General features: G+C 73.3%; 13 protein-coding genes and 1 pseudogene. 12 read left to right on the top strand and 2 right to left on the bottom strand.

Annotated features, from left to right (window positions below; translation table 11 throughout):
* Positions 1–87 precede the first annotated feature (87 nt).
* Positions 88–1,386, top strand: coding sequence for a sensor histidine kinase (locus K4B79_RS03655; protein WP_232024772.1), 1,299 nt, complete (start codon positions 88–90; stop codon positions 1,384–1,386).
* Positions 1,383–2,063 carry a response regulator gene (locus K4B79_RS03650; RefSeq protein ID WP_374208416.1) on the top strand — a complete coding sequence of 227 codons (681 nt, stop codon included), beginning with the start codon at positions 1,383–1,385 and terminating at the stop codon, positions 2,061–2,063. The genes K4B79_RS03655 and K4B79_RS03650 overlap by 4 nt, the downstream gene beginning before the upstream one ends.
* Before the next feature lie 36 nt (positions 2,064–2,099).
* Here K4B79_RS03650 and K4B79_RS03645 read toward each other — a convergent pair whose 3' ends face one another.
* Positions 2,100–2,552 carry a flavodoxin family protein gene (locus tag K4B79_RS03645; RefSeq protein WP_232024771.1) on the bottom strand — a complete coding sequence of 151 codons (453 nt, stop codon included), beginning with the start codon at positions 2,550–2,552 and terminating at the stop codon, positions 2,100–2,102.
* A gap of 191 nt (positions 2,553–2,743) precedes the next feature.
* Between K4B79_RS03645 and K4B79_RS03640 the strand changes: the two genes are divergently transcribed.
* From K4B79_RS03640 to K4B79_RS03600, 9 genes are all read left to right on the top strand, one after another.
* A complete protein-coding gene (locus tag K4B79_RS03640; protein ID WP_232024770.1) occupies positions 2,744–4,186 on the top strand; it encodes a hypothetical protein in 1,443 nt (480 codons plus the stop codon).
* Positions 4,187–4,450: 264 nt separating this feature from the next.
* The gene (locus tag K4B79_RS03635; protein ID WP_232024769.1) at positions 4,451–5,377 is read left to right on the top strand and encodes a GNAT family N-acetyltransferase; all 927 of its coding nucleotides are present in this window, start codon (positions 4,451–4,453) and stop codon (positions 5,375–5,377) included.
* Positions 5,378–5,606: 229 nt separating this feature from the next.
* Entirely contained in the window at positions 5,607–6,677 is a 1,071-nt protein-coding gene (locus K4B79_RS03630; RefSeq protein ID WP_232024768.1) for a FecCD family ABC transporter permease, read from the top strand.
* Between the two features lie 2 nt (positions 6,678–6,679).
* Complete coding sequence (locus K4B79_RS03625) at positions 6,680–7,450, top strand: ABC transporter ATP-binding protein (RefSeq protein WP_232025407.1); 771 nt, start codon at positions 6,680–6,682, stop codon at positions 7,448–7,450.
* Between the two features lie 8 nt (positions 7,451–7,458).
* Positions 7,459–8,451 (top strand): ABC transporter substrate-binding protein, encoded by a 993-nt coding sequence (locus tag K4B79_RS03620; protein WP_232024767.1) that lies wholly within the window; start codon positions 7,459–7,461, stop codon positions 8,449–8,451.
* 127 nt (positions 8,452–8,578) lie between these two features.
* Entirely contained in the window at positions 8,579–9,247 is a 669-nt protein-coding gene (locus tag K4B79_RS03615) for a methyltransferase family protein (protein WP_232024766.1), read from the top strand.
* 159 nt (positions 9,248–9,406) lie between these two features.
* Entirely contained in the window at positions 9,407–9,964 is a 558-nt protein-coding gene (locus tag K4B79_RS03610; protein WP_232024765.1) for a hypothetical protein, read from the top strand.
* Between the two features lie 77 nt (positions 9,965–10,041).
* Positions 10,042–10,803, top strand: coding sequence for a bestrophin-like domain (locus tag K4B79_RS03605; RefSeq protein WP_232024764.1), 762 nt, complete (start codon positions 10,042–10,044; stop codon positions 10,801–10,803).
* A gap of 81 nt (positions 10,804–10,884) precedes the next feature.
* On the top strand, positions 10,885–11,904 hold the full coding sequence (locus K4B79_RS03600) for an AraC-like ligand-binding domain-containing protein (RefSeq protein ID WP_232024763.1): 1,020 nt from the start codon (positions 10,885–10,887) through the stop codon (positions 11,902–11,904).
* Between the two features lie 1,300 nt (positions 11,905–13,204).
* On the opposite strand, the pseudogene K4B79_RS03595 reads toward K4B79_RS03600, so the two are convergent.
* Positions 13,205–14,086, bottom strand: a pseudogene (locus K4B79_RS03595) (helix-turn-helix domain-containing protein); the annotation flags it as partial.
* Between the two features lie 275 nt (positions 14,087–14,361).
* Here K4B79_RS03595 and K4B79_RS03590 point away from each other — a divergent pair.
* A partial coding sequence (locus K4B79_RS03590; RefSeq protein WP_232024762.1) for an alpha/beta hydrolase occupies positions 14,362–14,914 on the top strand: 553 nt, incomplete at its 3' end.

Here is a 14,914-nt window from a genome sequence, read left to right as displayed (position 1 = left end):
GGTCCTCCCCGCGACGTACGCCTCACGGACGGCGGATCGGCCGCGCAGGCGGACGCCGGGCAGGGCGGGGCGGCCCACAATGTGCGGATGGAGACGGAGGACCGGCGCGGGTGGCACCGGCAGTTGCTGGACACACTGCGGCCGGAGGCGAGGAGGGGGCCGCTGTCGCGGCGGGCGTTGGGGGCCGACGTGGTGCTCGCCGTGCTGCTGACGTTCGTCGCGCTGGTCGTGGCGGCGCGTTTCCCGGGCGACGGGCCGGTCCACGTCGGGCCGAGGGTCGAGTACGGGATACCGGAGGTGCCCCGTCCCCCGGTACCGGGGGTGATCCTGGCGGAGCAGGACTCCTCCCCGCCCTGGCCGCTGGTCGTGCTGTCGGCGCTGCCGCTCGCCGTCCGGCGGCGTCATCCGCTGGCCGCGTTCGCCGTGGTGATGGTCGGGGCGCTGGGCATCGGTGACCGCGCCTCCTGGATCAATGTGCTGACCTGCGTCATCGGGGCCTACAGCGCGGTGATGTACAGCCGTCACCGGGTGGGCGCGATGGCCGCGTTGGTCGTGGCCGCCGTGTTCGCCGGGTTCGCGTTCCGGCGGACGGACCCGGTACTCCCGGGATGGTCGAGTCCCGCGGTGGTGCTGCTGGTCGCCGGCGTGCTGGCGGCCGTCGTCCGCTTCGGGCGGCGGCGACTGGCGGCCGGGCGCGAACGGTTCGCGGAGTTGGAGCGGGCCCAGGAGGAGGCGACGCGCCGGGCGGTGGAGGAGGAACGCGCCCGGATCGCGGCCGAGTTGCACGACGTCGTCACCCACAATGTGAGCGTGATGGTCATTCAGGCGGGCGCGGCCCGCAAGGTGATGGACTCCGCGCCGGAGCGGTCCAAGCAGGCACTGCTGGCGGTCGAGGCCGGAGGCCGCGCCGCGATGGCCGAACTGCGGCATGTGATGGGCCTGTTGGCGGCCTCGGACGCCGGGCGGCCCGACGGCACCGCCGACGGTCTGGAACCGCAGCCGGGGCTGGGGCAGTTGGACGCCCTGGTCGCGCGGGTCCGTGCCACGGGCACGGCGGTCGACGTCACGATCACACTGCCGCCGGAGGGGCTGCCCGCCGGTGTGGACCTCGCCGCGTACCGCGTGGTGCAGGAGGCCCTCACCAACACGATCAAGCACGCTCCCGGCGCCGACGCCAGCGTCCGCGTCGGCTGCTCCGGCGACCGGCTGGAGATCGAGGTCACCGACACCGGCGCGGTCCGTGGTTCCACGCGGGGGGACGGCAACGGCCGCGGGCTGATCGGGCTGCGCGAGCGCCTGGCGGTCTACGGCGGCGAGCTCACAGCCGGATCGACGCCCACCGGCGGCTACCGGATCGCGGCCACCGTCCCCTGGCGGAGCGAGTGAACGGGCCCGGGCTGCGCGCCGTCATCGCCGACGACCAGGCCCTGGTCCGCACCGGCTTCGGGATGATCCTCGCCGCGGACGGCATCGAGGTGACGGCCGAGGCGGCGGACGGGGCGGAGGCGGTCGCCGCGGTCCGGCGCACCCGGCCGGACGTCGTCCTGATGGACATCCGGATGCCCGGCATGGACGGCATCGAGGCCACCGGCCGGATCCTCGCCGACAAGGAGTCGGCCGGTACCCGCATCATCATCCTGACCACCTACGACCTCGACCACTACGTGTACGCCGCGCTCACCGCCGGGGCCAGCGGCTTCCTGCTGAAGGACGTCACCCCCGAGCACCTGGTGGCCGCCGTACGGCTGGTGCGGTCCGGCGACGCCCTGCTCGCGCCCACGATCACGCGGCGTCTGATCGAGCGCTTCGCCCATCGTGAGGAGGCCCGGCCGGCCGCCCCGCACCGCGATCTGTCGGGGCTGACACCGCGCGAGCTGGAGGTGCTGCGCCTGCTCGGGACGGGGTTGAGCAACGCCGAGTTGGCGGAGCGGCTGTTCCTCAGCCCGACGACGGTCAAGACACACATCGGCCGGATCCTGTCGAAGCTGGATCTCCGCGACCGTGTGCAGGCCGTCGTCCTCGCCTACGAGACCGGCCTGGTCACCCCGGGCGACCCGGGGTGACGCGTCGCCCGCGGACCAGGTCACTCGCGGACCGGGTCACTCCATCAGCCCGGCGGCGACCGTCGCGCCCAGTTCCCAGCACGCCTCGATGTCGGCCTTGGACGGTTCACCGGTGACGGCCACCGGCTCGGCCGCGCGGCGCCAGCCGAGGCCGGTCGTGATCGCGTCGATCGCGCGCAGGGCGCCGGTCACGTCGTTCCCGCCGTGCACATAGCAGCCGAACGGCCTGCCGCGGGTGGCGTCCAGGCAGGGGTAGTACACCTGGTCGAAGAAGTGCTTGAGGGCACCGGACATGTAGCCGAGGTTCGCCGGAGTACCGAGGAGACAGCCGTCGGCCGCCAGCACGTCCGAGGCTGTCGCGGACAGTGCCGCGCGCCGGACGACCTGGACGCCCTCGATCTCCGGCGCCGTCGCGCCGGAGACGACGGCCTCGAACATGGCCTGGCAGTGGGGCGAGGGCGTGTGATGCACGATCAGCAGAGTGGGCACGTCCCGCACCCTGCCGTGCCGGAGCGGACGCCCGCAAGCGGAGTCGGGACCGCGGCCGGTGCGGGCGGCCGGTGCCGGAGCCGGTGAACTCTATGAACGCAACGATCGCAGCGATGGTGCCCGGTCGGCCCGCTCCCTAGCATCTCGGCCGCGGCGCACCGTGGCGTCGCCCGAGGTCGAGGAGGAGCGCCTTGTACAGATCCGGAACTCCCGCACGCGTCCTGCGCCGCCCGGTCGGGGTGGCCGCCTGTCTGGCCGCCCTGCTGGTCGGTTCCCTCACCCAGGCCTCCCCCGCCCGGTCGGACACCACCCGGCCGGAGCCTGCCCCGTGTCCCTCCGCCCTGACCGGGAAGGCGGCCTGCTACACGGGCCGCGACACCAACGGCGCCTTCTACACGATCGCCGTGCCCACGCGCTGGAACGGCTCGCTCGTCGTGCACGCCCACGGCGGCCCCGACCTCGGCGACACCTCCGACCCCGCCCGCGGCCCGGAGGACCTCGGCCGGTGGAAGGTGGTGGTCGAGGAGGGCTACGCGTGGGCCGGATCCTCCTACCGCCGCGGCGGCTACGGCACCCGCATGGCCGCCGCCGACACCGAGTCCGTACGCCGTCTGTTCGTCTCCGGGTTCGGCAGACCGCGGCGCACCTACGTCCACGGCCAGTCCTGGGGCGGGAACGTGGCCGCCAAGGTCGCGGAGGTCCACGGCAGGAAGGGCGGCACGTACGACGGGGTGCTGCTCACCAACGGCGTGCTCGGCGGCGGTTCACGCGGCTACGACTACCGCGTCGACCTGCGCGTGGTGTACCAGTACTACTGCCGCAACCATCCCCGTCCCACCGAGCCGTCGTATCCGCTCTGGAAGGGGCTGCGCGCCGATTCGACGATGACGAGCGCCGGACTGCGCGCCCGTCTCCAGGAGTGCACCGGCCTCGCCTCGGCCCCGCAGGACCGCACGGCGGCGCAGCAGCGCAATCTGGACGACATCCTCGCCGTCACGCGTGTGCCCGAGCGCAGCCTGGAGTCGCATCTGCGGTTCGCGACGTTCACGTTCCGCGACATCGTCACCCACCGTCTCGGCGGCCGCAATCCGTTCACCAACACCGGTGTCCGGTACTCCGGTTCGCACGACGACGCGGCTCTGAACGCCGGGGTCGAGCGGTTCTCCGCCGATCCGGCCGCCCGGCGCGATCTGTCGTACGACAGTGACCTCACCGGCAAGGTGTCCCTGCCGGTGCTCACCCTGCACGCCATCGACGACCCGACCGCGTTCGTGGAGCACGAGGCGGCCTACCGGGCCACGCTCCGCGGCGCCGGCCGGGACGGACACCTCGTGCAGACCTTCACCCGGGAGAGCGAGCACAGCGCGCTGAGCGACTCCGAGTACGCCACCTCCCTCGCCGCGCTGGACACCTGGGCGCGCACCGGCAGGAAGCCGACCCCGCACTCGATCGCCGCCTCCTGCGCCGTCCACGACCGCGTGTACGCCACCGGCTGCTTCTACGCCCCCGACTTCCGCCCGGCTCCCTACGCCTCGCGCGTCGAGCCCCGGCCCGGCGCCCTGTCCTGGCCGGCCATGACCGCGCGGCAGGAGCGGTCGTGGAGCCGGATCGACGGGGTGGGGATCGCCCCCTGACGGCGGACACCGGGCACACGGCGGGCACCGGGAACGGAAGAACCCCACCCCGGGTCACCGGGGTGGGGTTCTCGCTGGAGCGCCGGGCAGGCCTTGCACCTGCATCTCCCCGCAGGAAGCGGGACGTCTTTCCTTGGACCACCAACGCACTGTCGGCCACCGGGAGTTCGGCGCCGCGTTCTGGATCAAGCATATCCCATGCGGAGCGGTGCCCCGCGCCGAAAACACGTTGCGAGGAGGGGCCCCGCCCTCGACCCTGACCGCATGTCCTACGTCCTGCGCCCCGCCGCCCTCACCGACGCGCCGGCCGTCACCGGGCTGCTCAATGAGATCGACCGGATCGAGATCGGCCGGGCGGAGACCGACCTGCCCACGGTCGAGGCCGACCTGAAGCATCCCGACACCGACTTGGAACGCGACTCCTGGCTGGCCTTCGCCGGGGACCGACCGGTGGCGTACGGGCTGCTGTGGGACGAGTCGAACGGCGAGCGGATCGACGTGGACCACTATGTGCTCCCCGACCACCAGGAGGCCGGCCGGCGCGTGCTGGAGGCGCTGGAGGCCCGGGCCCTGGAAAAGGCCCGCGGCAACGGCGCCGCGAGGGCCGTCGTGCACCTCCAGCTCAATGCGGCGCCCACCCTCGACACCGCGCTGCTGCACGAACGGGGCTGGTCCGTCGTACGGCGGTACCACGTGCTGGAGCGTGCGCTACGGCCCGGCGAGGACCGGGCGCCCGAGGTGCCCGCCGGGGTGCGGGTGCGCCCCTGCGTCGACGCGGCGGACCGCGCGCGGGTGCACGAGCTGTACCAGGACTCTTTCGCCGAGCACTTCGACTTCCAGCCGCGCGCCCTTCCCCAGTGGCTGCACGACGTGGACGCGGACGGGCTCGACTGGTCCCTGGTGTGGATCGTGGCCACCGAGGACCTCGGGGATGCCGGTTTCCTGATCGCCCGTGGCGACCGCGAGGCCATGGGGTGGATCCGGAGCATCGGTGTCCGGCGCGAGGCCCGCGGCCGCGGGCTCGGCGGTCTGCTGCTGCGGCACGCGTTCGCGGCCTTCGCCGCCCGGGGGCGGGACTCCGTCGGGCTCGGCGTGGACACCTCCAACGCCACGGGGGCACCCGAGCTGTACGCGCGCCACGGCATGGGCGTCCACTACGCCGTGGACACCTGGGAGACCGTCCTGACATGACCGGCGGCCGCGTTTGCTACGCTCCCCGAGCCTTCCGTGGGGGAAGTCCGGTGAGAGTCCGGCGCTGACCCGCAGCGGTGTGCGTGAGGGGCCCGGTGGTCCCTCGTGCGAGCCCGATTGCCCACGGCGAGGTTGCGACCCGTCGACTGCTCGCCGTGGACTGCGAGAGGGGACCGCGCGGTCTTCGTGCCGTACGGGCCGTCTCCTTGCGTTCCTCAGGCGGCCTCACATGAAGGACCGCCAGGTGCCGCCAAGCAAGCCCCCCGGCCGGATACCCGTTGTGCCGCTCGCCCTCGGGCTGGGTGTGCTGCTCGTCGTGTCGGTGCTGGGCGGTGTGGGTCTGGGGGCCGCGGGGATCGGCCCGAGTACGGTGGCCGGGTTTCTGTGGGCCGGGGCGACCGGCGGGCGCCTGCCGGCCTCCGACCTAGCCTCCTACACCATCGTCTGGGAGATCCGGCTGCCGCGGGTGGTGCTCGGCGCGGTCGTCGGGGCCGGGCTCGCCTCCGTCGGTGTGGCCGTGCAGGCCATGGTGCGCAACGCGCTGGCCGACCCGTTCGTGCTGGGCATCTCCTCGGGCGCGGCGGTGGGGGCCAACGCGGTCATCCTGCTGGGCGCGTTCGCCGGGCTCGGCGTGTGGGCGTTGTCCCTGTCGGCCTTCGCCTCGGCGCTGACGGCCATGGCGCTGGTGTACGCGGTGGCCCGCTCGCCGTACGGGCTGACCCCGCTGCGGCTGATCCTGACCGGTACGGCGCTGGCGTACGGCTTCGAGGCCGTCACCACCGTGATGGTGTTCGGCGCCGCCCGGGGCGAGGCGGCGCGGTCGGCCATGATGTGGCTGCTGGGCAGCCTCGGGGGCGCCACCTGGGCCCAGGTGCCGCTGGCGGCCGTGACCGTGGTGGCCGGGTGGGTGTGGCTGCGGTGGCGGGCCGAGGCGCTGAACGCGCTGGCGATGGGCGACGAGACCTCGGCCGCGCTGGGGGTGCGGCCGGGGCGGCTGCGCAGGGAGTTGTTCCTCGTCACCGCGGCGGTGACCGGGACGGTGGTCGCGGTCAGCGGGGCGATCGGCTTCGTCGGGCTGATGGTGCCGCACGTGGTGCGGATGCTGGTCGGCTCCGATCACCGGCGGGTGCTGGCCGTGGCCCCGCTCGCCGGTGCGGTCCTGCTGGTGTGGGCGGACCTGCTGTCCCGGCTGCTCCTCGCGCCCGCCGAACTACCCGTCGGGGTGATCACCGCGGTGGTCGGGGTGCCGGCCTTCCTGCTGCTGATGCGGCGCGGCGGCTACGCCTTCGGGGGGCGGTGACCGTGCGGCTCCACATCGAGGGCGTGTCCGTCGAGGCCGCGGGCGCACGGCTCGTGGACGAAGTCCGGCTCACCGTGGACAGCGGGGCCGTCGTCGGACTGGTCGGCCCCAACGGCAGCGGCAAGTCGACCCTGCTGCGCTGTGTGTACCGCGCGCTGCAGCCGGTCGCGGGCGCGGTGCGGCTCGACGGCGACGACATCGCGGGGATGCCGCCGCGCGCCGCCGCCCGGGTGCTGGCGGCGCTGCCGCAGGAGTCGTCGGCCGAGTTCGACTTCACCGTCACCGAGGTGGTCGCCATGGGACGGCTGCCCCACAAGGACCGTACGGCCGCGTCGGACCGGGAGATCTGCGCCGATGCCATGGACCGCACCGGCGTCGCGCACCTGGCGGAGCGCGGGTTCCTCGCCCTGTCCGGCGGCGAGCGGCAGCGGGTCCTCATCGCCCGCGCCCTGGCCCAGCAGCCCCGGGTCCTCGTCCTCGACGAGCCCACCAACCACCTCGACGTCGCCCACCAGTTGGACGTGCTGTCCCTGGTCCGGGCGAGCGGCCTGACCGTGCTGACGGCCCTGCACGACCTCAATCTGGCCGCCGCGCACTGCGATGTGCTGTACGTGCTCGCCGCCGGCCGGATCGTCGCGTCGGGCCCGCCGCACGACGTGCTCCGACCGGACCTGCTGGCCGAGGTGTTCGGCGTCCGCGCGCACCCCGTACGGCATCCGGAGACCGGTGCCGTCCAGCTCCTCTTCGACCGCCTGCCGACCCCCACCCCGTAAGGACCTTCATGCGCAAGCCGCTCTCCGCCGCCCTCGCTCTCGCCGCGACCCTCACCGCCTCCGGCTGCGGTGCGACGGTCGAGCCGGCCGCGGGCACGACGTCCCACGCGGTCACCCTCACCAACTGCGGCCGCAAGGTCACCTACGACAAGGTCCCCGAGCGGGTCGTCACCAACGACGTCGGGATCACCGAGCTGATGTTCGCGCTCGGCCTGGAGAACCGGATGGCCGGGTTCGCGATGCCCGACGACAAGGGCGACCTGAACGGGGTGCCCTGGAAGGACGGCTACGACAAGGTGAAGTGGCTGTCGAAGGACCAGCTCACCAAGGAGAACGTCCTCGACGCGCGCGCCGACCTGGTCTTCGCCGGCTGGAACTACGGCTTCCGTGAGGACAGCGGCTTCACCCCCGCCGCCCTGCACAAGCTGGGCATCCCCACCTACACGCTCACCGAGTCCTGCCGCAACGGCCGTACGGAGACCTCGCGCGGGATCATGCCGCCCCTGGAGGCGCTCTACACCGACCTCACCAACCTCGGGAAGCTGTTCGGTGTCGAGCGGCGGGCGGCGGCGCTGATCGCCGGCTTCAGGAAGGAGGTCGCCGCCGTGCACGACAAGGCGCCCGCGCGGCCTCCCAAGGTGTTCCTCTACGACAGCGGGCAGGACCAGCCCTTCACGTCCGGGCGGTACGCCGCGCCGGAGCAGATCATCAGCGAGGCCGGCGGGGTCAACGTCATGCACGACGTCGACGACTCCTGGACGACCGTCGGCTGGGAGAGTGTCGTCGAGCGGGACCCGGACGTCATCGTGATCTGCGACTACGGGGACGTGAGCGCCGAGCAGAAGAAGAAGTTCCTGCTCTCCTACGCGCCGCTGCGGAACGTCTCGGCCGTCAAGCACCGGCGGATCTTCGTCCTCGACTACGTCGACCTGGTCGAGAGCCCGCGCAACCCGTCCGCGATCGCCCGTCTGGGCGCGTATCTGCGGGCGACGGAACGGTGAGCGGACGGCGGCGCCCCTGAGCAGTCTCCCGCTCCCCTCGGCATGGCGCGTCGGCGGTTGCCGCGCTATTCCGGTCGTAGGCGTCCTCCGGGCGGAGGCGCGGTCGTGACGGTGGTCCCGGCTCCTGGTGCCGTGGGCCACGGAGGGAGGCGGGCGGACGATAACCGGCTGGGCCTGGGCGGCACTCGCGCTGTACGGGACGTGGCTGTTCGCGGCCTTCGGCGTGCGCACCGTGTTGCAACTGCGCCGCACCGGTGACAGCGGGTTCCGCGGCCTGTCCGGCAGGCCCGGGTCGGCCGCCTGGTGGGCGGGGGTGCTCTTCGCCGCGGCACTGCTGGGTGCCGTCGCCGCGCCGGTGGCCACCCTGCTGGGGCTGCCGGTCCTCGCCGAGGACGTTCCCGCGCTCCACGCCGCCGGTGCCGCGGTCACCGTGCTCGGCATCGCCGCGACGCTGACCGCCCAGGGAGCGATGGGAACGTCCTGGCGGGTGGGGGTGGACGCCGCCGAGCGCACCGACCTGGTCACCGGCGGGCTCTTCGCCCACGTCCGCAACCCGGTGTTCACCGCGATGGGCGTCACCGGCCTCGGACTCACGCTGATGGTGCCCAACGCCCTCTCCCTCGCCGCCCTCACCGCCCTGGTCGTCGCCGTCGAACTCCAGGTGCGGGTGGTCGAGGAGCCCTACCTGCGGGCGGTGCACGGTCCGGCCTACCTCGCGTACGGGGCGACGGCCGGGCGCTTCGTCCCCGGAGTCGGGCGGCTGGGAGCGGGGACAGGGAACCCGGAGACGGGATGACGCCCGCACTCCGACGGTCCGGCCGAGGCGCGCTCCAGGACCCGTGACCCCGGCGGGGCATGATCGTTGGCCTCGCTGGTGCCGCCTGTGTCCTGGCGGCCCGCGTCTGCCCGCTCCGGTGCGCGGGGGCGCCGGACATCGGGAAGAGGGGCGGCGTTCATGGCCGACTGGATCACGATCGGGGTTTCGGCGGCGGCCGTGCTGTGTCCGGTGCCGGGTCTGAGCGGCTCGGCCGTCCTGATCGACAGGGCGCCGGAGCACGACCGGGTCGTGGTGTGTGCTCCCGATGCCTGGATCGCCATCGGCGCCGAGGAGTCCGTCTCACCGACCCCTTCCTCGACCCTGACCCCGAGGGCGGCGGTGCCGTCCACGAAGCCCGCGCCCGTCGCCGCGCCCTCCCGCCGTCCCGAGCCGACCCCGCCGCCGCCCCGCCGGGTGCCCGTCAGGCCGGCCGCGGTGCGCCCCGCGGAGCCGGTGCCGGAGCCCGTGGCGCGCGGTGCGGTCGCCAATCCGGTGGTGGAACGGCCCGCCCCGCGCCCTCGGCCCGCGCCGCCGGGGTTCCGCTGGGTGCCGCGCGCCCACTACGTCGGTGGACCGGAACGGCCCGCGCCGGGCGGTGTGCCGACGACGTTCACCATGGTCGTGGTGACGATGCCCGCCGTGCTCGCCGCCGCGGCGCTGCGCCCGGGCTCGCGCCGCCGGGGCGGCCGCGGCTGAGGCCGCCGCCGCCCCTTCTCATTCCTTCACCCGATTCCCTTTCTCACCCCTACCCTCCCCATGGCTGGAGTTCCGTCGTGCCCGAATGGATGATCTACACGCTGGCCTCGCTGATGGTCTGCGCCCTCGTCGTCACCATCGCCGTGCTGCGGCATCGCCGGGTCTCCGAGGACGAGGACACCTCGGAGACACCGGATGTCCTGGAGTACATGGTGATGATGGTCGGCGTCGTCTACGCCATCGTGCTCGGTCTGGCGGTGGCCGGTGTGTGGGAGGCGCGGGGCGCGGCCGACGACACCGTGCAGCGCGAGGCGCAGGCCCTGTACGAGGTGGACCGGCGCCTCGACGTGTATCCCGCCGTCTTCCGCGACCAGGTGCGGGGACGTATCGACGCCTACGTCCGCCACACCGTCGACTCCGAGTGGCCCGCCATGGCGAACGACGAGCCCGTCGACGCCACGGGAGCACGGCTGCTGGACGGCATCCGCTCCGACATCACCCACCGTGCTCCGGGCGACGAACTCCAGGCGCAGGCCTACCAGCCGCTGCTGGACCAGGTGGCCGCCGCCGACGACGCCCGGCACCAGCGCCTGGACAGTGTCGGGAGCACACTGCCCGGAGTGGTGTGGTTCGGTCTGATCGCCGGCGGCTTCGTGACGCTGGGGCTGCTCTTCACGCTCCAGATCCGGCGCTCGGCACGCGAGTTGCTGCTGGCCACCGCGTTCAGCTCCCTGGTCGTCTTCCTGCTGTTCCTGGTGTGGAGCTTCGACGCCCCCTTCGGCCACTCGGGCGCGGAGTCGGCCGAGCCCCTGCGGGAACTGCTCACGCCCACCGCCTGAGCCGCCGCCGGACGGTCCTAGTTCTTCCTGGTGTTCTTCCTGGTGCGGGACATGGGCGCCGTGTGTGATGGATCTGTGAGCATGACCCTGTCGACTTCCCCACTGCGCCCGTCGGACCGTGCGGAGTTCTGGCGTGACGCCGTGTCGCACACGTTCATCCCCTTGGACGTCGTCCTGCACGAGCGGGAGCCGACCGTGGCGACCATCACCAGCCATCGGTTCGGTCCCCTTCAGGTCTCGGCGGTCACGGCGGGGCCGCAGACCGTCGTACGCGATCGCCGGATGATCGCGCGGGACGGGGAGAGCCACCTGACGCTGACGATCCAGCACCGCGGGACGGCACGGCTCGTCCAGGACCGCCGTGAAGTGTTCCTGGGCCCGGGGCAGTTCGCCCTCTCCGACGCCTCGCGGCCGTTCGAGAAGGTGCTGCCGGGGACATTCGGTTTCACGGCGTTCCATCTGCCGCGCACCGCCCTCGACGTCACCGACCGGGAGTTACGGGCGCTCACCGCGACGGTGTTCTCGCCCGGCGGCGGGTGCGCGGACGTCGTGGCGGCCTACCTGGGCTCGCTGGCCCGTTCGGCGGCGGGCCTCGCGCCGGAGTCGGCGCACCAACTGGGTGTCACCGCCTGCGACCTGCTGGCCACCCTGCTGCGGGAACAGCACGGCCGGCTCGCCCCGGAGGCGCCGGAGGCGGCCCGGGCCACGCTGGCCCGCGTGAAGAGCTTCACGCTGGAGCACCTGGCCGACCCCCGCCTGACGCCGCGGATGATCGCGTCCGCGCACCACATCTCGGTGCGGTACCTCCACAAGCTCTTCGAGACCGAGGACACCACGCTGACGCAGTGGATCCGGTCGCGCCGGCTCGCCAGGTGCCGGCGCGACCTCGCCCGGCTGCCCGCCCGGGGAGCCAACGTGGCGGCGATCGCCCAGCGATGGGGTTTCGTCAGTCCCGCGCACTTCAGTCGCGTGTTCCGGGCCGCGTACGGCCTCTCCCCCCGCGAGTGGCAGGCGGCGGCCCTGGCGAGCGGTCGGGCGCTGCCCACTCCCGACGCAGGCTCTTCGCCTCGTCCAGCCATCGGTCGCTCCCGGCCCCGGTGAAACAGCGCAGGGCGTCCTCCAACGCCGCGAGCGCCTCCGCCCGCCTCTCCAGGGCCCACAGGGCCCGGGCCTTGCGCAGCATCGGCACTCCGCGGTTCAGGGCGACCCCGACGCGGGCGTCGAACGCCAGGGCACGGTCGCAGACCGTGTTCGCGGCCTCCCAGTCCTCCAGGTCCAGGAGCACCTGCGCCTTGCCGCTGAGGGCGTTCATCGCCGTGAAGTCGGCGATGTGTGGTGCCGGAGCGGTCTCCGGATCGGTGACCCGTGCCACGGCCGCGTCGAAGGTGTCGGCCGCCTCCTCCAGCCGGCCCACCGCACGCAGGTTGAGGGCGAGACCCAGCAACGCCTGCGGGTGCCCCTCCTTGTCCCCCGCGGCGGCGAACAGGTCGACCGCCCGTCGGGTCTGTTCCACGGCCGACGTGAACTCCCCCGAATCCCGGGCGGCGTACGCGGCATACGTCAGGGACCACGCCTCCTGCACCGGGTTGTGGGCCTGCCGGGCCAGCTCGGCGGCCTCCAGTGCGATCGCCGTGGCGTCGGCCGGGCGTTCGAGGCAGTGTCCGACCGCCCAGGACAGGTAGTTGGCGTGGGTGGCTTCGAGGCCGGGGTCGCCGAGCGCGTGGGCGGCGGTCCTCGACAGCTCGAAGACGGTGTGCCAGTGGCCCCAGTGGGACCAGCGGTCGGAGAACCAGTGCATGGACTCCGCGACGTCGACGACCCGCCGGTGCTGTCCGGCCGCCGCGGCGGCACGCAGGGCGGCGAGCCAGTGCGCGCTCTCCGTCTGGAGCCAGCGCTGCGCGGAGGGCGGGTCGTGGAGGCCGGCCTGCGGACCGGAGACCGGCCGCGGGTCGACACCGGGTTCGAACCACTGTCCGGCGGCGCGGGCGGTGTCCAGGAGCCAGCCGTCCAACCCCGCTCGGGCCGCCTCGCGTTCCTCGGGCGTCTCCTCGTCACACAGGCGCTGGTGGGCGTACAGCCGGACCAGGTCGTGGAAGGAGATCCGGTCGCCGCTGTCGGCGTTCAGCAGGCCGAGTTCGATGAGCTCGTCCGTCATCCGCTCGACACGTGCCGCCGTGAACGAGGTGAGAGCGACGCCGTGGGCGGGAGAGAAGTCAGGGCCCTGGACGAGGGAGAGCCGCCGGAACAACTGACGTGCGGGGGCGGTGAGTTGCTCGTAGGAGAGTGTGAAGGCGGACTTCACCCGCAGGTCTCCGGCGGTGAGCCGGTCCAGGCGCAGGTCCTCGGCCGCGAGCCGCTCGGCCAGACCGGTCGCGCTCCAGGCCGGCCGGCTCACCAGGCGATTGCCGGCGATGCGCAGAGCCAGCGGCAGCCCGCCGCAGAGATCGGCTATGCGTCGTAGGGACGCCGAGTCCTGTCGGTCGGTTCGGTCGGCGGTGATCGTCTCCAGCAGGGTGGTGGCCGCGTGGGCCGGGAGCGGGGGCGGCACGAGTCGGCGGGCGTGCTCGATGCCGGTCAGCGCGCGACGGCTGGTGACCCAGAACACGCAGCTTCCCTCGCCCGGCAGCAGAGGGCGCAGTTGGGCCTCGTCGGCGGCGTTGTCGAGGATGACGAGGACGTTCTTGTCCCGGACGACGCGCCGATGGAGCACCTGGCGCTCCTCCAGGTCCGCGGGCAGGTCGCGTTCCGGCACGCCGAGCGCCTTGAGCAGGCGGGCCAGTGCTTCGTGCGGGTCGAGGGGTTCCTGGTCCAGGCCGCGCAGGTTGAGGAACAGGCAGCCGTCGTCGTAGCGCGCCGCCTGCCGATGGGCGGCCTGGACGACCAGCGTCGTCTTCCCCAGGCCGGGGGCGCCGCTGACGATCATCGGAGTCGCGGCTCCCGACGTCCCGGCCGAGTCGAGCCGGCGGAGCTCCTCGTCACGTCCGGCGAAGTCCGGTACGGCCGGGGGGAGATCGCACAGGCCCTGCGGGGCGCGGCGGGTGCGGCGGCGGCCGTCGCGCGCTGCGGTGAGCAGTCGGTCGGTGTCCTGCCGGCGGAGCCGGAGGGCGGCGGCGAGGGCCTGGACGGTACGGGCCTGGGGTCCTCGGCTGCGGCCGCGCTCCATGTCGCCGATGGCGCGGTCGCTGACACCGGAGGCGACGGCGAGTTCCTCCAGGGTCATCCCTGCCGCGTGTCTGTGGCCGCGCAGCAAGGGGCCCAGCGCGTCCGGTTGCGGACCGACCACGACTACACGTTCCCTTCACCGGCGACGCCTCGACCTGTAGAAGCAACGTGCCTACTCAGCGGGGGTATTCCGCACGCCGGTCGATGCCGGTGCGGACGGTGGCCTCCGACCGGGGCCGAGGACCCGTGCGCTGTGGGACCAACAGTGGTGCGCGCTGGGGCAATCGACGCCGGGCAGCCGGATCTAGCGTGACGTGCGGAGGTCTGGAGCCCGGGCTCCGGACCGCCTTCGCCGGTGACGCACCGGCGTGCCGCACACCGATTCAGGAGACGCCCATGTCCGATGTCGCCCCGCCGGTCAAGCCGGTGCTCGAACCCGCCGCGCAGGCGTTCGTCGAGGCGACCGCGAACCCGCCCTACCTCTTCGACCTGCCGCCCGCCGAGGGCCGCAAGGCCGTCGACGAGGTCCAGGCCGGCGACATCACCAAGCCCGAGATCGACGAGGAGTGGATCACCGTTCCCGGCGGCCCCACCGGCCAGGTCCGCACCCGCATCATCCGGCCCGCCGGCACCCACGGCCCGCTCCCGGTCATCCTCTACCTGCACGGCGCCGGCTGGGTCTTCGGCAACGCCCACACCCACGACCGCCTCGTGCGCGAACTCGCCACCGGCGCACACGCCGCCGTGGTCTTCCCCGAGTACGACCTCTCGCCCGAGGCCCGCTACCCCGTCGCCATCGAGCAGAACTACACCGTCGCCCAATGGATCACCACCCAGGGCGCCACCAAGAACCTCGACGCCACCCGCCTCGCCGTCGCCGGCGACTCCGTCGGCGGCAACATGAGCGCCGCCCTGACCCTGATGGCCAAACAGCGCGGCGACGTCCACC

The organism is Streptomyces lincolnensis, from assembly GCF_021173675.1.
Taxonomy (GTDB): domain Bacteria; phylum Actinomycetota; class Actinomycetes; order Streptomycetales; family Streptomycetaceae; genus Streptomyces; species Streptomyces lincolnensis_B.
Note: the sequence above shows the minus strand (reverse complement) of the source record. Positions and strands in the feature narration are given on the sequence as shown.